Consider the following 24,282-nt stretch of genomic DNA (forward strand, 5'->3'; position numbering starts at 1 on the left):
CGCCAAATACAATGGCAGGTTAAAATAGCACTTACAAAACCTCTAAAAATCGCCACATTTTAAGAAAAAAATTCACAAATGTGACAATTTTCTGCTATATTATAATACAGTATTCATTATTAAACAATGATTATTCTCATTACAAAGTACATTTGATAATTATTTCTATTTTAAACCACATTTTTATGACAACCACAACACTGACTGCACGCTTATGGCTTGGCTTTTGCTCATTATTAGTCCTGATTCCTTTGGGTGTGATTTTATCCTCTTTGGGCGAGTTTGATGCTGAGATTTGGCAATTCTTACTTGACTATGAGCTGACAAAACTTTTAACAAACACACTTTGGCTCGTGTTATCAGTAGGCGTAGGCGTCATTGCACTCGGCACAAGTCTTGCTTGGCTCATCGCCATGCACGACTTTCCCGGCAAGCGATTTTTTGGTTGGGCGATGATGTTACCCTTGGCGATGCCCGCCTATGTGCTTGCCTTTGTACAGCTTGGATTGTTTGATTATACAGGTGTCATCAGCACCCATTTGCGAGAGGCGTGGGGTTTTGAGCAAGGATTGCCAGAGATTCGGCATGGTGGCGGTTTGGCGGTGGTGCTCAGTTTGACCCTATATCCTTATGTATATTTGCTTTGCAAAAACGCCTTTAATGGCATGGGTGGGCGTGCTTTGGAGGTGGGTGCCTCTTTGGGTCTGTCGCCTTATCGTGCTTTTTTCAAAATCGCTCTACCCATGGCGCGTCCTTGGATTGCCAGTGGCACCATCTTGGCGATCATGGAAGTACTGGCAGATTTTGGGGCGGTTTCTATTTTTGGTTATGACACCTTTACCACCGCCATCTATCAGGCATGGTATGGGTTTTTTAGTCTTGATACTGCCAAACAGCTTGCCAGCTTATTGGTTGGTCTGGTATTCATCGTGTTAGTCATTGAGCAGATGAGCCGTGGGCGAAAACGCTTTGAAAGCACGGGTCGCACCAACCATCATCGCACCATCGCCCTGCATGGCACAAAAAAATGGTTGGCGTTCACCTACTGTGCCGTCATTTTATTTCTAGCTTTTGCATTACCCATCATTCAGCTTAGTCTATGGATCATAGATACTTGGCAAGGGATTGACTTTTTGGCAGTTTTTGAGCAGACCAAAAACGCCATCATCGCCAGTTTGTGTGCTGCCCTCTTGGTTACCAGCGTGGCTTTTTTTATCAGCCTAAGTACTCGTCATGCCGTGGGCAAATTTGGCATGGGCGCCGCCAAAATCTCAACGCTTGGCTATGCCATTCCCGGCTCAGTGCTGGCGGTGGGCGTGTTCATCCCTGTGGCGCTTTTGGACAATTATCTGATTGAGCATGTGCCAGTATTTGCCACGCATGATGCCATCTTTAAAGGCACAGTCATCATGCTACTCATCGCATATTTGATTCGCTTTTTAGCATTGGGGGTGCAGAGCGTGGATGCTGGCATGAAGCGCATCAGACCCAGCCATCTTGAGGTCGCCAAAAGCCTAGGAATATCCCCATTTAGATCGCTGTTTGCAGTGTATCTGCCTTTGGTGAAAGGGTCGCTTGGTGTCAGTCTACTCATGGTCTTTGTCGACACCATGAAAGAGATGCCCATCACTTTAATGATGCGTCCTTTTGACTGGGATACGCTGGCGATTCGCATTTACTCTTTTACCAGCGAAGGCATGTATGAACAAGCCGCCCTACCTGCTTTAATCATCGTACTAACAGGACTCATTCCTGTCATTTTATTCACCAAAATAGACCAAAAGAACTGAAACTTATGCTGGCAGTAGAACATTTATCCATCGAATTTGACAACAAAATCGTCTTGCGTGATGTCAATTTTACCTTAAACACAGGGGAAATCGCCTGCCTGCTTGGCGCCTCTGGCTGCGGTAAAACCACCATACTACGCTGCCTGTCTGGTTTTGAGACGCCAAAATCAGGAAAGATCGCCCTAAATGGTCGCATCTTATGCGATGAGCATGGTCAAATCAGCGCTCACAAACGCCAAATCGGCATGGTATTTCAGGATTATGCGCTGTTTCCGCACTTGACGGTCGCCCAGAATGTAGGGTTTGGTTTAAGCGCTTTGAATCACGCCGAAAAAAACGCTCGTATTGACGAACTTTTGGCGCTGGTTAATCTTAGTGAGCATCGACACCGCTATCCACACGAGCTGTCAGGAGGGCAACAGCAGCGAGTTGCCTTGGTGCGTGCCTTAGCCCCCAGACCCAACCTCATCTTACTTGATGAACCCTTCTCCAATCTTGACATCGAACTGCGCACAAGTTTATCCAAAGAAGTGCGCAAACTGCTCAAATCGCAAGAAGTAAGCGCCATCTTAGTCACGCACGATCAGACCGAAGCATTTGCCATGGCGGACAGCATTGGCGTGATGTCAGATGGTGTCATTCAGCAGTGGGCAGACCCACAAACCCTGTATCACGCCCCAAAGAATGCGATGGTGGCAGGATTTGTCGGCGAGGGAGTGGTGTATGACATCGCCAAAGTCCACCCCGATGGCATGACTTGTGCGCTTGGCTTTATTGCGCTTTCGCCAGTCAGTGACCGACACACTCAGATGCTCATCAGACCGCACGATGTTAAAGTCGCAACGGACGGGCAGGGATTGGCATTGAGGGTTGTGGATCGGGATTTTCGGGGTGGCAGTTGGCTTTATCAACTACAAAACACGCAGGGCAGCTCTCTACTCATGCAACAATCATGTCACACCCACGCCACTCACGACATTGGCGATGAGATTTGCGTGATTATTGAGCAGGTGGCGACATTTTAAGGCTCATCCGATGACAGCTTATGACCTTAGATCAAATCATCACATAAAAAACCTCCCGATAAAAAAACCGCTTCAAAAAAATGAGGCGGTTTTTGATTATTAAGAGGGGTATTACGGCGTGTAATAAGTCGCCGAACCCGGTCCAACTGGCAGACCCAGCACAAACACCCAAATGCAGAACAAAATCGTCCAACCAGTCAAGAAAATCAGCGAATATGGGATCATCAAGGACATCAGCGTACCTACGCCTGTGTCTTTTTTATAGCGAATCGCCACCGCCATGATCAGACCAAAATAGCTCATCATCGGCGTGATGATGTTGGTGGTGCTGTCGCCGATACGATATGCCGCCTGAATCATCTCTGGCGCATAGCCTGTCAGCATGAGCATCGGCACAAAAATCGGTGCGGTGATCGCCCACTGTGCAGATGCTGAGCCAAGCATCAGATTGACAAATGCGCACACCAAGATAAAGCCAACCAATAGCAAAGGACCCGTCAGACCGATGTCATTGAGGAAATTCGCCCCAGACACCGCCATGATCTGACCGATGTTCGACCAGTTGAAAAACGCTGTAAATTGCGCCGCAAAGAATACCAGCACGATGTACATGCTGAGCGAACTCATGGCGGCACTCATGGCATCGACCACATCATTATTGGTTTTCAAAGAGCCTGTTACACGACCATAAATGTAGCCCGGAATGGCAAAAAACACAAAGATGAACACGACAATGCCGTGCAAAAACGGCGAACCTGCCACAAGCCCCGTCTCAGGATGTCTTAAAATACCATTGGCAGGCACGACTGTCCACGCCAAAAGCAAACAAAACACCACCATAGACACGCCTGCCCACACAAGACCTTTTTTCTCAATAGCAGTCAAACGCTCGACTTTGCTGTCCAGCACACTTGGGTCATCAGCGTCATCAGGATTGTATTTACCCAAAGACGGCTCAACGATTTTTTCGGTGACAAAATAACCAAGACCACTGATCAAGAAAGTACTGACCGCCATGAAGTACCAGTTTGCCTCTGCGCCCACGACATAGTCAGGGTCAATGATGCGTGCTGCCTCTTGGCTGATGCCCGACAGCAAGGGATCGACCGTACCAAGCAAAAGGTTGGCGCTGTATCCGCCCGACACGCCTGCAAACGCCGCCGCAAGACCTGCCAGAGGATGACGACCCAATGAATGAAAAATCATCGCCGCCAATGGAATGAGCACCACATAGCCAAGCTCTGCGGCTGTATTTGACATGATGCCAGCAAAGACAACGACAAGCGTCACCATCTTTGGCGGTGCGTTCATCACAAGTCCTCGCAGCGCCGCTGAAATGAGTCCAGAACGCTCAGCGATACCCACACCAAGCAAGGCGACCAGCACCGTGCCAAGCGGAATGAACCCTGTGAAGTTTGATACCAGATTTTCAACAATCTTGGCGATGCCATCGCCGTTTAGCAAATTGACCACATAAATCATGCCGTCTTCGCTGCGACCTTTCGCCCCTTCTGGGCGTGGATCGACCACCGACACGCCCATGTATGACATCACAGCAGACATCACCAATAAAATTGCCGACATCCACACGAACAAAATCGCAGGATGTGGCAGTAAATTACCAAGCCACTCCACGCCCTTTAAAAAGCGCCCCATGCGGGTAGAATCTTTTTGTTGCATAACAATTCCTGTGTAAATTTATCCAAATATAATTCAAGCTTTATCAAGCAATTATGTAGTAAATAATGGATATTAGCGTTTGTGCGCCGCCTATTAAAACACAATTTAGCAACAAAAACAAACATTTTATCATCATAATTGATAAAATGTAGTTATCATTCAAGGCAGATTTATAAAAACAAAAAAAAAGACAGCACAAAGCTGTCTTGGATATCATAAGATGGCATTAATACGCAATCGCCAATCAAGCCAGATTGCTTGCCCCGCCTATTTGATTTACAAATTCTCAATCAAGCTCATCAAGCCACGCCATCTGAATGGCCTCCAAAATCGCCTCGTTGGACTTATTTGGGTCGTCACTAAACCCGTCAAGCTCGCAAACATAGCGGTGCAAATCGGTAAAGCGAATGTACTGCACATCGACATCAGGGTGTTTTTCAGCAAGCTCAATGGCGATGTCAAGCGTGTCGTGCCAAGTTAATTTCATATCAAACCTTTAAATGTAAAAAAAATGTAAAAAGTAAGTTTGGCAAATTTTAGCAAAATTTTGCAATCAATGCTATAATGGTCGGCATTTTAATTCATCATTTATTTTAACATCATGACCGTACAAACCCACATTCCCCAAAACCAAACCCAAAATCAGCCTCAAAAGAAAGGCAAACCACAAATCGCCAAAGCCGACCCATCCAATCCGCATTTGACCCCCATTGACCGTGAGATTTTAACCCCACCAAACGGTCATAAGAAGGTGCTGCTGCATTCGTGCTGTGCGCCGTGTTCGGGCGAGGTGATGGAGGCGATGCTGGCGAGTGGCATTGAATTTACCATTTATTTTTATAATCCCAACATTCACCCGAAAAAAGAATACGAAATCCGCAAAAACGAGAACATCGCTTTTGCCGAAAAGCACGGCATTCCGTTCATTGATGCTGACTATGACATGGATAATTGGTTCGAGCGTGCCAAAGGCATGGAGCAAGACCCCGAACGAGGCCGCAGATGCACCATGTGTTTTGACATGCGATTTGAACGCACCGCCCTATACGCCCATGAGCATGGCTTTCCTGTGATGACAAGCTCGCTTGGGATCAGCCGCTGGAAAAACATGGCGCAAATCAACGACTGCGGACATCGTGCCGTTGCCCCTTATGAAGGTCTTGATTATTGGGATTTTAACTGGCGTAAAGGCGGTGGCAGCAGTCGCATGATTGAAATCAGCAAGCGAGAAAATTTCTATCAGCAAGAATACTGTGGCTGTGCTTATTCACTGCGAGACACCAACAATTATCGCCGCAGTCAGGGGCGAGAGCCGATCAAGATTGGCGTGAAATATTATGGCGATGAGGATGAGTAAGAATTAACTTCCAGCCAAGACCACCAAAGCACTGGTGGTCTTTTTTATTTCTCAAATTTAATTAAGGATTTTTACCACTTTTATAAATTTAAAAAACAAAACAAAAAGTTAAAATCATTATATTTTACTAAATTAAAAAACGACTTATAATAGCCTCAATCATCCATGGTGAATGTATTGATGAGCTTTTAATCTCGGTGTTACGACACCCCTCATTCAAGCATTCGCCCAATCCCAAACCCTTCCAAAAAAGGAAATCTTATGAGCGACATCGTCCTTGATGAATTGAACGACAGCACAAAGCCCGACAGTGCGACCAGACAAGGCGGCTGTCCATTTCACGGCAGCAACACCCTAGACAAGCAAAGTGTGATGGCTTGGTGGCCAAAAGCCCTAAACCTTGACATTTTGCACCAACACGACAGCAAAGTAAACCCAATGGGCGAAGACTTTGACTATGCCGCCGAAGTTGCCAAACTTGATGTTGATGCCTTAAAAAAAGACATCGAACAAGTTCTACGCACCAGCCAAGAATGGTGGCCTGCTGACCACGGCTACTACGGTGGTTTGATGGGTCGTTTGGCGTGGCACTCAGCAGGTTCATACCGTGCGATGGACGGTCGTGGTGGCTCAAACACGGGCAACATTCGTTTTGCTCCATTGAACTCTTGGCCTGATAACGCCAACCTTGACAAAGCCCGCCGTCTATTACAACCAATCAAACAAAAATACGGCAACAAAATCTCTTGGGCTGACCTAATCATCCTAGCGGGCACTATGGGCTACGAGGCCGCTGGTCTAAAAACTTACGGTTTTGCCTTTGGTCGTGAAGACATCTGGCACCCAGAAAAAGACACTTACTGGGGCAGCGAGACCGAATGGCTTGCCAAAACTGGTTCACAAGGCAACCGTTGGTCTGGCGACCGTGAACTAGAAAACCCACTGTCATCTGTAATGATGGGCCTAATCTACATCAACCCAGAAGGCGTGGACGGCAACCCTGACCCAATCAAAACCGCTCGTGATATGAAAATCACTTTCGCTCGTATGGGTGTAACCGTTGAAGAAACCGTTGCCCTAGTTGCTGGTGGTCATACCATCGGTAAACAACACGGTAATGGCGATGCCTCAAAAGTGGGCGCTGAGCCAGAAGCCGCTGACCTAGCCGAGCAAGGCTTGGGCTGGAAAACTGACGCAGGTTCAGTTGCCAAAATCACTTCTGGTATTGAAGGTGCGTGGACTACCAACCCTGACCGTTGGGACAATGAATTCTTCAAATTGTTGTTCAAATACGAAGACAAATTCCAAATCGTTCGTTCACCAGCTGGTGCTCAGCAATGGGAGCCAAGCGAGATGGACATCGAGGATATGCCCGTTGACCAAAACGACCCAACCATCAAACGCAAAATCACGATGAACGATGGCGATATGGCACTTATCAAAGACCCAGAATATCGTGCGATTTCTGAGAAGTTCTTGAATGACCCACAAGCGTTTGACGATGCCTTTGCTCGTGCGTGGTTTAAATTGACTCACCGTGATTTGGGACCTCGTTCTCGCTGGTTAGGTCCATTGTTGCCACAAGAAGACCTAATTTGGCAAGACCCAATCCCTGCACCAAAATATGTACCAACTGATGCAGAAGTTGCCAGCCTTAAAGAAAAAATCTTGGCTTCTGGTTTGACTGTTAGTGAATTGGTCGCAACTGCTTGGGATTCAGCCCGTACCTATCGTGGTTCTGACTATCGTGGCGGTGCCAACGGTGCCCGTATCCGTCTAGCCCCACAAAAAGACTGGATTGGTAACGAGGCAGAGCGTCTGAGCAAAGTTCTAGCAGTTTATGAAAAACTATCTAGCGAAACCAATGTTTCAATCGCTGACCTTATCGTACTTGGTGGTACTGCTGCCGTTGAAAAAGCAATCAAAGATGCAGGCTTTAATGTGGAAGTACCATTTGCTGCTGGTCGTGGCGATGCATTGCAAGAAATGACCGATGTAGAAAGCTTTGAGTACCTAAAACCAATCCACGATGGCTTCCGTAACTTCCAAGAAGCTCACTACGAGCCAACCCCAGAAGAGTTGCTACTTGACCGTGCACAGCTCATGGGCTTGACCGCAGTAGAAATGACTGTACTTGTTGGCGGCTTGCGTGTACTGGGCGCCAACCACGGCGGCAGCAAGCACGGTGTGTTCACTGACCGTGTTGGCGTACTAAGCACTGACTTCTTCCGTAACCTAGTGGATATGGGCAACAAGTGGGAGCCAACAGGTCGCAACAGCTACAACATCGTTGACCGTAAGTCTGGCGAAACTAAGTTTACTGCGACTCGTGTGGACTTGGTATTTGGTTCTAACTCAATCCTGCGTGCCTATGCTGAGCTTTATTCACAAGATGACGCTGGCGAGAAGTTTGCCAAAGACTTTGCTAAGGCTTGGGTAAAAGTAATGAACGCTGACCGTTATGATTTACAAAAATAAGCGACCTACAAAAGTAATTTTGTAAGTTAATTGGTTAAAACAACACGCTCCAAATGGGGCGTGTTGTTTTTTTGTTACCTAATTGAATTTTAAATAGAATATTAAAAAATTTGACATCTTACCCAAAAAGTTTAGAATATTGAACTTAAATAATGAATTTGAAATAATGTTTAAGGTAAATTTATGAAGCTTAGCATTCAAAATATTGGTGTGGTTAAAGAGGCTGATATTAGCATTGATGGCTTGACAGTCATTTGTGGGGAAAATGACACAGGCAAAAGCACTATTGGGAAGACTTTGTTTGCTTTGATAAAAGGGATTATTGGTTATGAAGAAGACTTTCAATCAGAAATATCCTACGAACTTGCAACTAGATTTAGACAAATTCATAGAGTGATTGAGCAAGAAATTGACTTAAGTCAATTAGATGATGAACAGATAGGGATAATTCATAGACATATCCCCATCAGTAGTCTTTTCTTGGCAAAGCAAGTCCGCTCAGGAAAACTACAATATAACGATTTTTTGCCATTTATTGAATTATTAAAGCAATTATATGATGATAAAATTATCATATTGGAAACTTACGAAAGACTATTACACTATATTAAAGATATTGAATTTTTTTTAAATCAAGAAATTAATTCCAATAAAAAGCAAAAAATTGCTTTGGAGCGTGCTTTTTTCTCTGAATTTCAAACTTTAATTACAGATGAATCCAAAGTTCATTTGATGGATAATGATATTAATGGATTAATGATTGAGTTTAATAAAAAATCCAAAATCAAAAATGAATTATCCAATTTGGAAAATTTTTATTTTGGAGAAATTACTTATATTGAAACACCAGCTGTCGTTCAATTTTTTAAATTAATTATGAGTGCTGGTGTTAAATTACCTGAACAGAATGGTAGACGATTTCGAGAAACCGTTCCCCTACACACTAAAGACTTAACAAGAAAACTATTTAATTCTGATAGTATTTTTAGCAATGAGGCATTTAGCAATATTCATGAAATGATTTATGAAGCCATTCAGGGGGATTTTGTCTATGATAATGGAAATAATGATTTTTATTTAAATAGAAATGGGAAAAATATTCCGTCAATGGATATTGCTTCTGGCATTAAATCTTTGGGTATTATTGATATTTTGATTAAAAATAGTATTCTAAATCCAAATGATATTTTGATTTTAGATGAACCTGAAATCAACTTGCACCCAGAATGGCAAAACAAATATGCAGAAATTATCTGTATGTTGGCGGAGTATGGCATTAAAGTATTGGTGGTTACGCATAGCCCTTATATGGTTTCTGCCTTACATCACTTTTCCAAAAATAAAGATACTATTAAAAGAAGTTTTTATTTGGCTGAAAAAGATGAAAGCGGAAGTTATTTTTCAGATGAAACAGATAATGTGATGGGCGGTATTGTGAAAAGATTTGCTTATGCATTAGAAGGAATGTACTAATGCCAGCAAAAAGTTTTTATGATATTTATTCAAGACCGCAAACACAGAAAAAGATAGTAAAAGACTTATGTCTTGATTTTAGTGACGAAAACAACCCTAAGTATTTTATACAATCAGAGATAAGTATGATTGATTTTGATGCATTGGCAAAAGAAGTAGGAAGTACCTTTTGCTCTCCTGATGCATTGGAATTAAATGATGGCATATTGCATTTTATCGAATTTAAAAATCAAGACTTAAGTAATGTAGATATTAAAAATTGCCAAAAGAAATTTTATGATGGCTTATCCATTTTTGGAATTTTATCTCAAAATAATGGTATAATAAATGACATACAAATCCAATATACTATTGTGTGCAATCCTGAAAAGAATATGATTAATACAAAAAGAAGTTGTAAAGAAAACCCAGTTTTTGGCACTATGCAGAACAATATTAAAAAATCAGAAGGAAGCCTTATTTCTGACAAAGAAATAGCTAATTACCAGAGAAAAAAAGATGGCAAACTTCAAAATACAAAAAGGCTATTACTTGGGTTAGCTAAATTTGGTATTAATGTGGAGATTAATGCTCTTTTAATTCAAGAAGAAATAGATGAATTTTTATCACAATTTCAAAACTCTGCACTTACCTAAAAAAATCTTATTAGCCAAAACTGCATTGCATTAAAAACACACTTTCCATTGAGAGTGTGTTGTTTTTTATTACTTACTCTCTTGCCTTTTTGTGCCAAACCCATTAAAATACAATTATAAGTTGTATTAACAACAAAAGGTTGTATTATGAAAATTTTAAAAGAACTAAGACAGCACCACAAACTGACCCAAAAAGACATTGCTGAACGCCTAGAAGTTACCCAGCAAACCGTTGCCAAATGGGAAAATGGCAAATCTGAACCAAGCATTGCTCATTTGCGAGATTTGGCATTATTATACGATACCAGTGTTGATGAGCTGGTAAAAGAAAATGCTAATGCTAAAAATATTACTCGTAATATTTATCGGTTTTTTGGTGGAAGTGATAACTGCTTTTGGGGGCATATTGGGCTTGGCATTCCCAATCAAGAAAAATCCATTTGGTACCCCATTACTTTAAGAACTGCCAATCAGGTTATTAACAATTTAGACAATACTTTTTCTAATTTTATTCATATAGAAACATTGAATAACCGTACTTTATTTTTTAATAAAAAACACTTACTGCACATTCATATTCTTGATGACAATGCCGATTGTCCAGAAAATGATTGGGAATTGGGGTGGGACAGTTATCAAGGCTTACCTGCTGAAATCTACCCTGCTTTGTCAGATTATCTCATAGAAGGCATTCTTGACTTAGAAAATTATTCTCCAACTTTTATTGAAAATGTTAAAGAAGTTTTAAATGAATATCCCAACCTAGCAGAAGAAGATGTTAGTGATAGTAAGGTTTATACTCTATCAAAAATATATCAATATTATATTGATACGAATTGCTTTGAAGATTTTATACATTTAAATTATGGGAATGATAATGTGTGGTTAAAGATGAGAAATTTTGGAATTGGTATGGATACTTTTATATCCAGTCATCAAATTGTCTTAATTGATGTACCAACGCATTTATTTAATAAAGCATTTCAAGATGAAAATGATTAATTAAATTAACTTTAATTTGATAAGGAATTGACAATGAAACTGATAGACAACATTAACCAAATCTTTGGTGATGATTTAAAAAAACAATTGAAAAATGGTAAAAATGCCCGTCTAAAAATTGGGTCATCTTACTTTTTATGCGTTTTCTGCATTAAGAGATGAACTAATTCGCCAATGGTTTTGACTTTGTCCGCCTTGTATGAATGGATGATTGAGCAATTATTGATAAGTACGTCTGGACTGTCTGGTAAGCAGCTGTCGTCAAGCGACCCAAAGACAAATTGGACGATTGATGATAAAATACAGCACGCCCAAAAAATCGCCCAACTCACCAAAGAAATTCAAACTTTGCAACATAAAATTTATAAAGAAAAGCAGTTTAACAAACAAGTAAAGATGAATTTGGTGCTGCAAAAATTAAGGCAAGCACTGGACAACCTAACGAGAACGCTATGATTTTAGCAAATGAAATTTTTGATTTGTATGACGCCTTAAACAGATTTGGCGAAACCAACACCCTAGAAGCAAAAAAGGCAAGCCAAACCATAGGCGATTCTGTGATGCAGACCATCTGTGCTTTTGCCAATACCGCAGGCGGATATTTGTTGCTGGGTGTGTCTGAGCCCGATGAAAAGCACGATGAATTTTGGGTATCAGGCGTATCAGACAGCGATAAACTGCTCAATCAAATCCAAACAAATTGTCGCAGTCAATTTAATCAAAGCATTCCCATTGATATGGGCATTGCCAAAATTGACCAAAAAACCGTGATTGCAGTCAAAGTGGACGAATTGCCCAACACAAACAAACCTTGTAGCTTTATCGCCAAAGGCAAAAATGGCAAAAACTTTACCAAAACAGGGGTGTGGCTTCGTGGGATAAATAATGATTATGAAGCCACCTTTGATGAGTTAAAGCCTTTGCTTGTGGCGTCAGCTGGGTTTTCCCACGAGCAGATGGTGCTAGATGGCGTGAGTTTTGATGACATTGACCCCAAGCACCTTGAACGCTATCGCAAACTTAGAAAGCAAGTCAAACCAAACGCTACCGAGCTTGATTTTGATGATGAAGAGCTATTATTAGCCTTAGATGTTGCTGTCAAAAAAGATGGCAATATTTATCCCAATGTGGCAGGGCTTTTGTTATTTGGTCGTGATATGGCATTAAGGCGGTTAATGCCAATGGCAAGGGTGGATTATATTCGCCACGCAGGCACGGTTTGGGCTGAAGACAGCCAACAGCGTTTTTTGCACACCAATGATTTGCGTGAAGCGATTATCACAATGATACCCAAGCTAGAAGCTACCATCATTGATGATTTGCCCAAGCATTTTTATCTACCGCCCAATTCTCTAAGCCGTGCCGATACGCCCATATTACCCCAAGCGGTTGTGCGTGAAGCGGTGGTTAATATGCTAATGCACCGTGATTATGCCACCAACCGCCCTTCACAAATCAACCGATTTAGCGACCGCATAGAATTTACCAATGCAGGCTATTCACTCAAACCCGTGGAGCAAATCGTTGAAGGACAAAAAGGCTCAGAGCTTAGAAACCCCATTATCGCCCAAGTGCTGTATGATTTAACCTTTGCTGAAACCAAAGGCAGTGGCATTACCATTATGAATCGTGGCTTAAAAAATGCAGGACTTAGCCCCATTGTGTTTAAAAGTGTGCGTGAGTACAATGAATGCGAAATCGTACTACGCTTACAAAAACTCATTGATGAAGATGATATGGCGTGGCTTGAACGCTTTGGGGCTTTGACAGACAAAGAAGCCGAAGTTCTCATTTTGGTCAAAAAAATGGGGCAAATCACCAATAAAGACATTCAAATCAACATTGGACTAGAAACCCTAAAAGCAAGCAGTATTTTAAAGAAATTCTGTGCCAAAGGTCAGCTTATCAAACACGGTAAAGGCAATACAATGTCTTATACCTTGCACCCTAGCTTAATAGCCAACAACCCCAGCACTGGGATTAACGGCCTAAGTACGGAGATTAGCTCAACAGGTAACGAGCCTAGCTTGGCAGGTAACAAGCCTAGCTTGGCAGGTAATGAAGAGTCAGCTCCACAGGTAATCACCGATTTATCCATACTACCGACCGAGCTACAACAAAAATTTATTGAGATTACAAAGCCCGCCAAAGACAAAAAACGCTTAAAGCCAGAGCTTATGCAAGCCCTAATCATAGAGCTATGCTTAAATCACTACCTGACAAGCAAAGTTTTAGCCCAACTGCTTGACAGAAACCAGCAGTTTTTGCGAGCGGATTATTTATTGCCAATGGTAAAAAATGGCAAGCTAATACTTGCTTATCCCAACCAGCCCACCCACGAAAACCAAGCCTACAAATCCACCCAAAAGGAACGCCCCCAATGACCACCCTAAAAATGCACAGCCCCAACCTTGTGGACGACAACATTGCCAAGATTGCCACGCTATTTCCCAACTGTATCACCGAAAAGCCCAAAACAGACGAACAAGGCAATCCTTTAAAAGACAAAGACGGCAATATTATCCTTGAAACAGCCATAGATTTTGACCTACTCAAACAAGAACTCAGCCATCATCTGATAGACGGCAGTCAAGAACGCTACCGCCTAGACTGGGTGGGCAAGCGTGAAGCCATTCTCACCGCCAACAGCCCGATTGCCAAAACCCTACGCCCCTACCGTGATGAAAGCGTGGATTTTGACAATACTGGCAATCTGTTTATTGAAGGCGACAACCTAGAAGCCCTAAAACTGCTCCAAGAAAGCTATCTTGGGGCGGTCAAGATGATTTATATAGACCCGCCTTATAATACGGGCAATGACTTTATTTATAATGATGATTTTAGCGAAGATACCGAGAGCTTTTTTGCCCGTTCAGGACAAGTGGACGACAATGGCAACCGCCTAATCGCCAATCTTGAGAGCAACGGTCGCTTTCATTCAGACTGGCTGTCGATGATGTACAGTCGGCTAAAACTTGCAAGAAATTTATTAAGTGATGATGGCGTGATTTTTATTTCTATCAATGATGCGGAACAAGCCAATTTAAAGAAAATATGTGATGAGATTTTTGGTATTTCTAATTTTATAACAAGCATACCAAGAAAAGGGTCTGGCGGTCGTCAAGATAGTACACACTATGCAATTGTTCACGAATATATTTTGGTTTATACTCGTGAAATAAATAATTTTAATGCAGGAAAAGATAAAAAAGAGCTATCTGGATTTAATAAAATTGAAAAAGAAACTAATAGAAAATACAAGACACAATTATTAAGAAAATGGGGAGAAAATAGCAGAAGAGAAGATAGACCAAATCTATTTTACCCAATCAAAGCACCTGATGGTTACGATTTATATCCCTTATTTGGCGATGGGCGAGAAAGCTGTTGGCGTTGGGGTGAAAAAACTATGCAGGAAGCATTAAATAATAATGTGGTAGAATTTATAAAAGATGAGCAAGGGGTTTGGACTGCTTACGAGAAATTATATGAAGATGAAAGTAGTAATGAAAAATTATTCATTACTTGGATTGACGATGTTAGTTCAAGTAGTGGAGCAAGATTGATTAAATCATTATTTGACAATAAAAAAGTTTTTGATTATCCAAAGCCAGTTGATTTGATTAAATTACTCATTAAAATGGCAAATGTGAAAGACGGAGAAATAGTACTGGACTTCTTTGGTGGTTCGGCTACCACCGCAAATGCTGTTATTGAATTAAATAGTGAGACAGATAAAATTGGCAATATAAAATTCATTTTAGTGCAAATAAACGAAAATATAAATAAAGATAAATTAAAAGAAGCCTATGACTTTTGCACCAAAAACAACCTACCAACCACGATTGCCGAGATTTCCAAAGAACGCATTCGCCGTGCAGGGGCAAAAATCCAAGCGGAAAGTAACAAAACAGCCACCCCCCCCCGCCACTTGATGTCGGCTTTCGTGTGTTAAAGATTGACACCAGCAATATGGCGGACATTTATTATCGTCCAGATGACTATCGCCAAGATTTGCTTGATGACTTGGTGGATACGGTCAAGACGGACAGAAGTGATGAAGATTTGTTGTTTCAATTTATGCTAGATACAGGTGTGCCGTTGTCTTTGCCGATAGCGTGCGTCAAGATACAGGGGCGGACAGTGTATCAAGTTGGGGGCAATAGCTTGGTGGCAAGCCTTGATTATATTGACGCACAGATGATTGATGACATTGCTCGCCTTGCCCCTATCAAGTTTGTTACCAGCGAACAGGCGATTGCCAGCGACTCGGACAAAACCAATATCATTGAGCGGTTTAAACAATTAAGCCCACATACCGATGTTCGTTTTATTTAAGGGAGTGAGTGATGACAATTGTTTTTAAACCACTTGCTTATCAATTACAAGCCGTCAAGGCGGTGGTGGATGTTTTTACAGGACAAGAAGTCTTGGGCGGTAGCACTCGCTACACCTTAGACCGTGGGACTTTGCCACAGCCACCAAAACAAGGCACGCTTGACTTTGTGCAAGCAAGCGATGATGTGGAAGCGGTGGGGCTTGCCAATGCTCCGCTCTTTGATATGAATGAAATTTTGACAAATTTGCAACGCACGCAAATTCATCAAGGCTTACCAAAATCAGATGCACTCATCACCGCTGACAACGCCAAAAATCAAAACCTAACGAGTAGTCCCTTAAACCTAAATATAGAAATGGAGACAGGCACGGGCAAGACTTATACTTATTTGCGTACCATTTTTGAACTTAACCAAAAATACGGCTGGTCAAAATTTATCATCATTGTGCCAAGCATTGCCATTCGTGAAGGGGTCAATAAAAGCATACAAATGATGGCGGACGACCTTTTGGCAGAATATGGCAAAAAGCCCAGAGCGTTTATTTATCATTCCAAAGCCTTGCACCATTTGGAGAGTTTTAGCTCGGACGGTGGCATTAACATTATGATTATCAATATCCAAGCCTTTAACGCCACAGGCAAGGATAATAGACGCATTTATGATGTGCTAGATGATTTTGGTTCACGCCGTCCAATTGATGTCATTGCTCGTAACCGCCCCATTTTAATCTTGGACGAACCCCAAAAAATGGGGGCGGATAAGAGTTTGCAAAGTTTGGCAAATTTTAAGCCCTTGTTTATTTTGCGTTATTCAGCCACGCACAAACGAGATTATAACCTTGTGTATCGCTTGGACGCTTTGGACGCTTACAATCAAAAATTGGTCAAAAAAATCACCGTCAAAGGCATTGAAGTCAAGGGCTTTACAGGCACGAGTGGCTATTTGTATTTGCAAGAAGTGCTATTGTCCAAACAAGCTCCCATCGCTTGCCTAGAACTGGAAATCAAATCCAAGCAAGGCAATTTTCGCCGTGAAATCCGCAAGGTCAAAAAAGGCGATGATTTGTATGTCATATCAGGCGAATCTGAGCAATACAAAGACCGCTATACAGTGAGCGACATTAGCCACGAAAGCATAGAGTTTGCCAATGGCATTTGTCTTAGTGTTGGGCAGGGCAATCTTGATGACACCGATTTACGCCGTATCCAAATCCGTGAGACGATTAAGGCACATTTACAAACCGAAAGTCGGCTGTTTGCTCGTGGTATTAAGGTGCTAAGTTTGTTTTTTATTGATGAAGTTGCCAAATACCGTCAATACGACACCGATGGCAAGGCAGTCAATGGCGACTATGCCCAAATGTTTGTGGAAGCGTATCGGGCGGAAGTGGCAAACTATTTGGATTTAAACTTAGAAAACGACCCTTATCAAGACTATCTAAAATCCATTGATGTCAATGACACGCACAAGGGCTATTTTAGTGTGGATAAAAACCGCCATTTGGTCAATCCAACCACCAAAAATGTCAAAGATGAAGAACTAGGCAAAAGTGTGGCTGTGGCGGACGATGTGGACGCTTATGACTTGATTTTAAAGGACAAAGAATCATTACTTGCCTTTTCTGAGCCACACGATGATGAAATGACCAAAAAACGCAAAAGCGTGCGGTTTATTTTTTCGCATTCTGCGTTGCGAGAAGGTTGGGACAATCCCAATGTATTTGTGATTTGTACACTCAAACACTCTGACAATGTCATCTCACGCCGTCAAGAAGTGGGGCGTGGACTGCGTTTGGCGGTGGACAAATTTGGCACACGAATGGACAGCGGTTATTTGCCGTTGGGCGAAGTGCATAGGCTCAATAACTTAACGGTGATTACCAACGAAAGTTATGCCGACTTTGTGGGTGGACTACAACAAGAAATCAAAAGCAGTTTGGCAACTCGCCCAAGCCGTGCCAATCCACAATATTTTACAGGCAAAGTGGTGCTAAGTGAGCTGGGTGGGCAAATGGTAATTACCGACCAAACCGCCAATCAGATTTATAAATATTTACTCAAAAATGACTATCTTGATGATGACGACAATTTGCTTGCCAAGTTCCAAGATGACAAAGACAATGGCAAGTTGGCACAGTTTCCCGAAGAGCTAAGACCCTTTGCTGACAGTATTGTTAAATTGGTCAGTAGCGTGGTCAATCCAAATGCCCTAAATGGCATTGTCAGCGATGGCAACAAGCCCAAAAACCTGATTAACGAAGCCAACCTACAAAAGAAAGAATTTCAAGCCCTATGGCGACGCATTAACCAAAAGTCCATTTATCAAATTGGGCTAGACAGCGACTTACTTATCAAAGCAAGCATTAAGGCTATCAACACAATCAGCCGTGAACGCAATCACAACCTTGTGCCGTCTTTGACTTATACCATTAAAAGTGCCGAGCAAGCAGAAGTGATGAATTATGACAAACTTGGGGCAGGCGAAGGCTTTGGACAAGCACAAACCCACCGTGAAGGTTATGCTGTCAATGTTCATACATCACTCAAATACGACCTAGTCGGACAAATTGCCACACGCACCAAACTTACCCGCCGTACGGTGGTGGCGATATTGAATGGGATTGAGATGGTGGTGTTTAATGAATTTAAGAAAAATCCAGAAGTGTTTATTGGCGAAATCAGCCGTATCATTGATGGCGAACAAGCCAAACTCATCGTCCAAAATATCAGCTATGAATTGACCAAAGAGCGACACCATAGCACGGAGATTTTTGTGAGCAATGTGCCATTGTCGGACAATGCCACGCCTGTCAGTCGCCATATTTGGGAATATGTGGAGACGGATTCTGCCATTGAAAGAAACTTTGTAACCGCCCTAGAAGAAGCGGTGGACGATGTGGTGGTCTATGCCAAACTGCCCAAGAGCTTTACCATTCCCACGCCTTTTGGGGGTTACAATCCTGACTGGGCGATTGCTTTTAATCAAGACAAAGCAGGGCAAAAAATCCGCAATGTTTATTTTGTTGCCGAAACCAAAGGCAGTGTGAGTCAAAGCGATTTAAGAGACAGCGAAAAACACAAGATTGAAAGTGCTAAGGTGTTTTTTGCCAAACTTAGCCAAAGCCAAGATGACGATTTGCTTAATGACGACAAAAAAGCAGGCGTGGCAAGCATTCCTGTAAGCTATCAAGTAGTGGATAGTTTTGAGCGGTTGATGCAGGTGGTTGGCGGTTAAGGGACAATCAAAAAAAAACAGCACTCTTAGAAATGGGAGTGCTGTTTATCACCAATCTACCACATTCGACTGATAAAAATCTTTATCAAAGGTGCAATGATAAAATAAATTAGCAGTATCGCCTGCACAATACATAAAACAGAACCTGAGACTTTTGATAAAAGTTCAAATTGATTAGATGTCAAACCAGCCATCGGTTCAATACCTGTGGAATATAAACTGGTGTGAACATTTTGCTGATTATCAACGGCGATTTTGACCAGATTGTTTTGTATGATAGATAAAATGGTTTGAGTATCTATGGTTATTTTTGCGTTATATAGTTCCTTGTAAGCACCATAATCAAATAAGATAAGGCAACTCATAATACTTAATATGGGAGATAAAAAATGCAAGCATAAACTTTTTTTATCACCATTATAAATATCATTACCATTTATGATTGTGTTTAAGAGATATGATACTGTCTCTTGAGTGAAAATTATAGAGATGCAAAGTATTATGGACAAAAATAAAACAACATTTGCCAAGGTTTTAAAAAAATATAATAACACCCCAATGATGAAAATTGTTATAAACACACCTAAAAAATCATCGCTGGGACTATGTGATGATGTTGATACAGCGTAACTGATACCACCAATAATAATCAAGCTTATTAGGACTGAAAAAAATCCAAAATTAAAAACAGGATACAACAAACATAGAATAATGACACAGCTTAATCTTAAGCCCAAAAGCGGTATTTCTGATGAGCAATGCAAAATCATGACATTCTCTAAAACAAAAAGCTTTTTATCATAACACAGAACCACAAAAAATTGAGCAAATAAAGCAGCATTTAAAATAACAGCGCACCTTTATGACTACAAAAGACCTACAATTTTTTATTTTTTTGTCGCATAAGCTAAGTTACAATAGCTTTTGAAATGCTTGCTGTATGAGTATTTTAAGTCAAAATATCAAGGAACCCGCTTTTCGCCAGTTCTTAAAAAATTTTCAAAAAATCCCAAAAGGAAAAATCTCATGTCCGAAATGAAATGCCCCTACTCAGGCACCGTCCTAACCCACAGTAATGGCGCCCCTGTCGCCGACAACCAAAACTCACTGACCGCAGGCGCTCGTGGTCCACTGCTTGCCCAAGATTTGTGGCTAAACGAAAAGCTTGCCGACTTTGCCCGTGAAGTGATTCCAGAGCGTCGTATGCACGCCAAAGGCTCGGGTGCGTTTGGTACATTTACCGTGACTCATGACATCACCCAATATACCAAAGCTAAGATTTTTAGCGAAATCGGCAAAAAAACCGAAATGTTCGCCCGCTTTACGACCGTCGCTGGCGAGCGAGGAGCGGCGGATGCTGAGCGAGACATTCGTGGCTTTGCCTTGAAATTTTACACCGAAGAAGGCAACTGGGACATGGTTGGCAACAACACGCCTGTATTCTTCTTGCGTGACCCAAGAAAATTTCCCGACCTAAACAAAGCGGTCAAAAGAGACCCCAAAACCAACTTGCGTAGTGCGACCAATAACTGGGATTTTTGGACACTCTTGCCAGAAGCGTTCCACCAAGTGACCATCGTCATGAGCGACCGCGGCATTCCTAAGTCTTATCGCCATATGCACGGCTTTGGCTCGCACACTTATAGCTTTATCAATGCCCAAAATGAGCGTTTTTGGGTCAAGTTCCATTTCCGCACTCAGCAAGGTATCCAAAACCTAACCGATAGCGAGGCCGAAGCGGTCATCGCCAAAGATCGGGAGAGCAATCAGCGTGATTTGTTTGATGCCATTGAGCGTGGCGATTTCCCAAAATGGAAAATGTATGTACAAATCATGCCAGAAGCGGACGCCGAAAAAGTACCTTACCACCCATTTGACCTGACCAAAGTTTGGCCAAAAGGCGACTATCCTTTGATTGAAGTGGGCGAATTTGAGCTGAACAAAAACCCACAAAACTTCTTCTTAGATGTAGAACAATCCGCCTTTGCCCCAAGTAACTTAGTGCCGGGCATTAGCGTATCGCCAGATAAGATGCTACAGGCGCGCCTGTTTAACTATGCCGATGCACAGCGTTATCGCTTAGGCGTAAACCGCAATCAAATCCCTGTCAATGCCCCACGCTGCCCTGTGTACTCAAACCACAGAGACGGACAAGGTCGTGTTGATGACAACTATGGCGGTCGTCCGCACTATGAGCCAAACAGCTTTGGACAATGGCAAGAACAGCCCCAGTACGCCGAGCCTGCCCTAAAAATCAGCGGCGATGCCAAAAACTGGGATTTCCGTGAAGATGACAATGACTATTTTAGCCAGCCACGAGCGCTGTTCAATCTGATGAACGACGAGCAAAAACAAGCCCTGTTTGACAACACCGCAGCAGCGATGGGCGATGCGCTTGATTTCATCAAATACCGCCACATCAGAAACTGCCATAAATGCGACCCTGCTTACGGTGAAGGCGTTGCCAAGGCATTAGGCATGACGGTAGAAGACGCCATCAAAGCATATGACACCGACCCCGCCAAGCACCTACCAAGCTGCCTTGCACCTTGATTTGAGCTTGCTTGACAAGAAAAACCGTCTTGAATTTCAAGGCGGTTTTTGTTGTCTATACACTCAAATACTGGCAGCCAATCTTGATGGCATGACAATCTAGGGGTTTGAAAAATTTTCATGAAGTCTGATTATTTTCACCCATTTTCTATCAAAGTTTGGTATGATGAGCGCATCATCACCATCATTAAATTGCAGAATCATTTATGACAAATTACCACCTACCGCCAAGAACACTGATTGTGTTTGGCTTTGCAATTTTATTATTGCTCGCAAGCTTTTATTATCTCACCCAAGTCTGGCTCATTATTTTTGGCGCAGTGCTGTTTGCTGTATTTTTATTGGGTCTTACCGACTATGCCAAAAAAATCCCCAAACTTGGGGCTTATTTAGAGCGCCTGCCGCACACGCTGATGGTGGGTATGGTGGCAGGACTCTTACTGCTCATCATCGGTGGTTTTTTGGCAAATTTTGGTAATGAGCTTGCTAATCAGTTTTCCGACATCAAAAAGATGATTCCTGCTGCCATCATTGGCATTGATAATTATCTGCAAGGCTATCCGACCATCTATGAGTGGGTAACGACCCGAGAATGGTTCGTTGAAGTGCGCCAAAACCCAGAGATACTGTTCTCGCAGTTTGGACAAGAAGCAATCGGCAGCATACCGATGCTACTTGGTGGTTTCGTCAGCGGCGTGGGTACTTTTGTCATCATTTTGTTACTTGGATTATTTTTTGCATTAAATCCAGCCATGTATCAGCGTAGCTTCATCGCTTTGGTGCCAAAAGTCCACCGAGACAAAGCCAAATATCTGCTTGAACGCAGCTACGATGCTTTAAAACAATGGCTGGTCGGTCAGTTGGTGGTGATGTCCTTTGTCGGTATCGCAACGACGATTGCGCTGTGGCTTATGGATGTGAAATTTGCCTTGGCGCTTGGCGTTACTGCTTTTGTGCTAGACTTCATTCCCGTCATTGGTCCTTGGCTCTCTGCCGTCCCCATCTTATTGGTTACACTAATCCTTGCTCCTGATATGTTGCTTTGGGTGCTGCTCATGATCATCGTGGTGCAGCAGATGGAAAGTTACATCGTCTCGCCCATCGTCCAGCAAAGACTGGTGGACCTGCCACCTGTGGCACTACTGCTGTCTCAGATCATCATGGGATCTATGACGGGCATTTTGGGTGTGGCGTTGGCTACGCCGCTCATGGTGGTGGCGATCGTATGGGTGCAGGTGCTTTACATCAAATTCACCCTTGGTGATTATCAACTTAAAATCATGGGGCAAAATGACGAAGACCTTCGTCATGATAGATATAACCAGCCTGAGCCGATGCAAGTGGTGAAATCCGAGCACATCAAGATCAGTGATTAACCTAGGGTTTTTAAGCCTAAACCCTACTACAAACCGCCATTCACTCATAGTGAATAGCGGTTTTTTCATACATCAGCCAATTTGCACCGAGATAGACAAGACAGCCACGACTGGCAAGTGATAAGCACGCCAATCAACCCAAGCATTTGACACCACAAATATCAGCCACAACTCACCTGAAAATCCTTGCGCTTTAAGGTAATGCTTTAAGATAATTGAGATTGGATTACAAGGCTGTTATCCTTCAAAAAAACAAGCCGCCCAAGGCGACTTGTTTCATCAAGCAAAATGACCTAACGATCAGTTTTTCTCTTTGTCGATGATTTTGCTGTCAGTGATCCAAGGCATCATCGCACGCAGCTTAGCACCGGTTTTTTCGATTTGGTGCTCAGCAGTTTGACGGCGGCGAGCGGTCATTGATGGGTAGTTTAATTGACCCTCTGCGATGAACATCTTGGCATATTCGCCAGACTGGATGCGTTTTAGTGCGTTACGCATTGCCTCACGAGATTGGTCATTGATGACTTCAAGACCAGTCACATACTCGCCATATTCAGCGTTGTTAGAGATGGAGTAGTTCATGTCAGCGATGCCGCCTTGATACATCAAGTCCACGATGAGTTTTAGCTCGTGCAAGCACTCAAAGTATGCCATCTCTGGTGCGTAGCCTGCTTCTACTAGGGTCTCAAAGCCCATTTTCACAAGCTCAACCGCACCACCGCACAGAACGGCTTGCTCGCCAAACAGGTCGGTTTCGGTTTCGTCTTTGAAAGTGGTCTCGATGATGCCAGAGCGGCCACCACCCACGCCTGATGCGTATGACAGCGCCACTTGCTTGGCTTGTCCTGATGCGTCTTGGTAAACTGCGATCAAGTCAGGGATACCACCGCCATTGACAAATTCGGAACGCACAGTGTGACCCGGTGCTTTTGGTGCAACCATGATGACATCAAGGTCTTTGCGTGGCACAACTTGGTTGTAATGAATGGCAAAGCCGTGAGCAAAGGCAAGCGTTGCGCCTTCTTTGATGTTTGGCTCAATCACATCGGCATACAGCTGTTTTTGGAACTCGTCAGGCGTCAAAATCATGACAAGGTCAGCGCCTTTCACCGCATCCGCAGTCTCGGCAACTTTTAGACCTGAATTTTCTGCTTTTTTCCAAGAAGCAGAGCCAGCACGAAGGCCAACCGTCACATCAACGCCTGAGTCTTTTAGGTTTAGGGCGTGGGCATGACCTTGTGAACCATAGCCGATGATGGCAACTTTTTTGCCTTGAATGATAGACAAATCACAATCTTTGTCATAATAGATATTTAAGCTCATAAGAGTTTCCTTGATA

Annotated in this window: 18 protein-coding genes; 14 read left to right on the top strand and 4 right to left on the bottom strand. The window is 42.7% G+C overall.

Annotated elements, in window-relative coordinates; all coding sequences use genetic code 11:
• The first annotated feature begins 185 nt into the window (after positions 1 to 185).
• Complete coding sequence (locus tag LU290_RS08645) at positions 186 to 1,790, top strand: ABC transporter permease (RefSeq protein WP_277808194.1); 1,605 nt, start codon at positions 186 to 188, stop codon at positions 1,788 to 1,790.
• Positions 1,791 to 1,795: 5 nt separating this feature from the next.
• Positions 1,796 to 2,815 (top strand): ABC transporter ATP-binding protein, encoded by a 1,020-nt coding sequence (locus LU290_RS08650; RefSeq protein WP_277808195.1) that lies wholly within the window; start codon positions 1,796 to 1,798, stop codon positions 2,813 to 2,815.
• 111 nt (positions 2,816 to 2,926) lie between these two features.
• Here the strand turns inward: LU290_RS08650 and LU290_RS08655 are convergent, their stop codons facing one another.
• Together LU290_RS08655 and iscX are read right to left on the bottom strand one after the other, a co-directional pair.
• Complete coding sequence (locus LU290_RS08655) at positions 2,927 to 4,495, bottom strand: AbgT family transporter (protein ID WP_277808196.1); 1,569 nt, start codon at positions 4,493 to 4,495, stop codon at positions 2,927 to 2,929.
• A 286-nt stretch (positions 4,496 to 4,781) separates the two neighbouring features.
• A complete protein-coding gene (iscX, locus tag LU290_RS08660) occupies positions 4,782 to 4,982 on the bottom strand; it encodes a Fe-S cluster assembly protein IscX (RefSeq protein ID WP_277808197.1) in 201 nt (66 codons plus the stop codon).
• Positions 4,983 to 5,195: 213 nt separating this feature from the next.
• On the opposite strand from iscX, the gene LU290_RS08665 reads away from it, so the two are divergent.
• From LU290_RS08665 to LU290_RS08705, 10 genes are all read left to right on the top strand, one after another.
• The gene (locus LU290_RS08665) at positions 5,196 to 5,852 is read left to right on the top strand and encodes an epoxyqueuosine reductase QueH (protein ID WP_441942474.1); all 657 of its coding nucleotides are present in this window, start codon (positions 5,196 to 5,198) and stop codon (positions 5,850 to 5,852) included.
• A gap of 261 nt (positions 5,853 to 6,113) precedes the next feature.
• Entirely contained in the window at positions 6,114 to 8,330 is a 2,217-nt protein-coding gene (gene katG / locus LU290_RS08670) for a catalase/peroxidase HPI (RefSeq protein ID WP_277808199.1), read from the top strand.
• Between the two features lie 183 nt (positions 8,331 to 8,513).
• A complete protein-coding gene (locus LU290_RS08675) occupies positions 8,514 to 9,803 on the top strand; it encodes an AAA family ATPase (RefSeq protein WP_277808200.1) in 1,290 nt (429 codons plus the stop codon).
• Positions 9,803 to 10,438: a hypothetical protein gene (locus LU290_RS08680; RefSeq protein WP_277808201.1), complete on the top strand. Its 636-nt coding sequence runs from the start codon at positions 9,803 to 9,805 to the stop codon at positions 10,436 to 10,438. The genes LU290_RS08675 and LU290_RS08680 overlap by 1 nt, the downstream gene beginning before the upstream one ends.
• A gap of 147 nt (positions 10,439 to 10,585) precedes the next feature.
• Positions 10,586 to 11,440 carry a helix-turn-helix transcriptional regulator gene (locus LU290_RS08685; protein ID WP_277808202.1) on the top strand — a complete coding sequence of 285 codons (855 nt, stop codon included), beginning with the start codon at positions 10,586 to 10,588 and terminating at the stop codon, positions 11,438 to 11,440.
• Between the two features lie 180 nt (positions 11,441 to 11,620).
• Positions 11,621 to 11,896 (top strand): DUF4391 domain-containing protein, encoded by a 276-nt coding sequence (locus tag LU290_RS08690; protein ID WP_277808203.1) that lies wholly within the window; start codon positions 11,621 to 11,623, stop codon positions 11,894 to 11,896.
• Positions 11,893 to 13,824 (top strand): RNA/DNA-binding domain-containing protein, encoded by a 1,932-nt coding sequence (locus tag LU290_RS08695; RefSeq protein WP_277808204.1) that lies wholly within the window; start codon positions 11,893 to 11,895, stop codon positions 13,822 to 13,824. The genes LU290_RS08690 and LU290_RS08695 overlap by 4 nt, the downstream gene beginning before the upstream one ends.
• Positions 13,821 to 15,395, top strand: a complete 1,575-nt coding sequence (locus tag LU290_RS08700) for a site-specific DNA-methyltransferase (protein WP_306417084.1) — start codon at positions 13,821 to 13,823, stop codon at positions 15,393 to 15,395. The genes LU290_RS08695 and LU290_RS08700 overlap by 4 nt, the downstream gene beginning before the upstream one ends.
• On the top strand, positions 15,389 to 15,778 hold the full coding sequence (locus LU290_RS10650; protein WP_306417085.1) for a hypothetical protein: 390 nt from the start codon (positions 15,389 to 15,391) through the stop codon (positions 15,776 to 15,778). Before LU290_RS08700 ends, LU290_RS10650 begins: the two co-directional genes overlap by 7 nt.
• Before the next feature lie 11 nt (positions 15,779 to 15,789).
• Positions 15,790 to 19,014 carry a restriction endonuclease gene (locus tag LU290_RS08705; protein WP_277808205.1) on the top strand — a complete coding sequence of 1,075 codons (3,225 nt, stop codon included), beginning with the start codon at positions 15,790 to 15,792 and terminating at the stop codon, positions 19,012 to 19,014.
• A gap of 56 nt (positions 19,015 to 19,070) precedes the next feature.
• On the opposite strand, the gene LU290_RS08710 is transcribed toward LU290_RS08705, so the two are convergent.
• The gene (locus LU290_RS08710; protein WP_277808206.1) at positions 19,071 to 19,784 is read right to left on the bottom strand and encodes a hypothetical protein; all 714 of its coding nucleotides are present in this window, start codon (positions 19,782 to 19,784) and stop codon (positions 19,071 to 19,073) included.
• A 256-nt stretch (positions 19,785 to 20,040) separates the two neighbouring features.
• On the opposite strand from LU290_RS08710, the gene LU290_RS08715 reads away from it, so the two are divergent.
• The gene (locus LU290_RS08715) at positions 20,041 to 21,567 is read left to right on the top strand and encodes a catalase (protein WP_277808207.1); all 1,527 of its coding nucleotides are present in this window, start codon (positions 20,041 to 20,043) and stop codon (positions 21,565 to 21,567) included.
• A 206-nt stretch (positions 21,568 to 21,773) separates the two neighbouring features.
• Positions 21,774 to 22,943 carry an AI-2E family transporter gene (locus LU290_RS08720; RefSeq protein ID WP_277808208.1) on the top strand — a complete coding sequence of 390 codons (1,170 nt, stop codon included), beginning with the start codon at positions 21,774 to 21,776 and terminating at the stop codon, positions 22,941 to 22,943.
• Positions 22,944 to 23,243: 300 nt separating this feature from the next.
• On the opposite strand, the gene ilvC is transcribed toward LU290_RS08720, so the two are convergent.
• Positions 23,244 to 24,266, bottom strand: a complete 1,023-nt coding sequence (gene ilvC / locus LU290_RS08725) for a ketol-acid reductoisomerase (RefSeq protein WP_277808209.1) — start codon at positions 24,264 to 24,266, stop codon at positions 23,244 to 23,246.
• Between the last annotated feature and the right edge of the window lie 16 nt (positions 24,267 to 24,282).

This window comes from Moraxella nasibovis, from assembly GCF_029581575.1.
Classification (GTDB): Bacteria; Pseudomonadota; Gammaproteobacteria; order Pseudomonadales; family Moraxellaceae; genus Moraxella; species Moraxella nasibovis.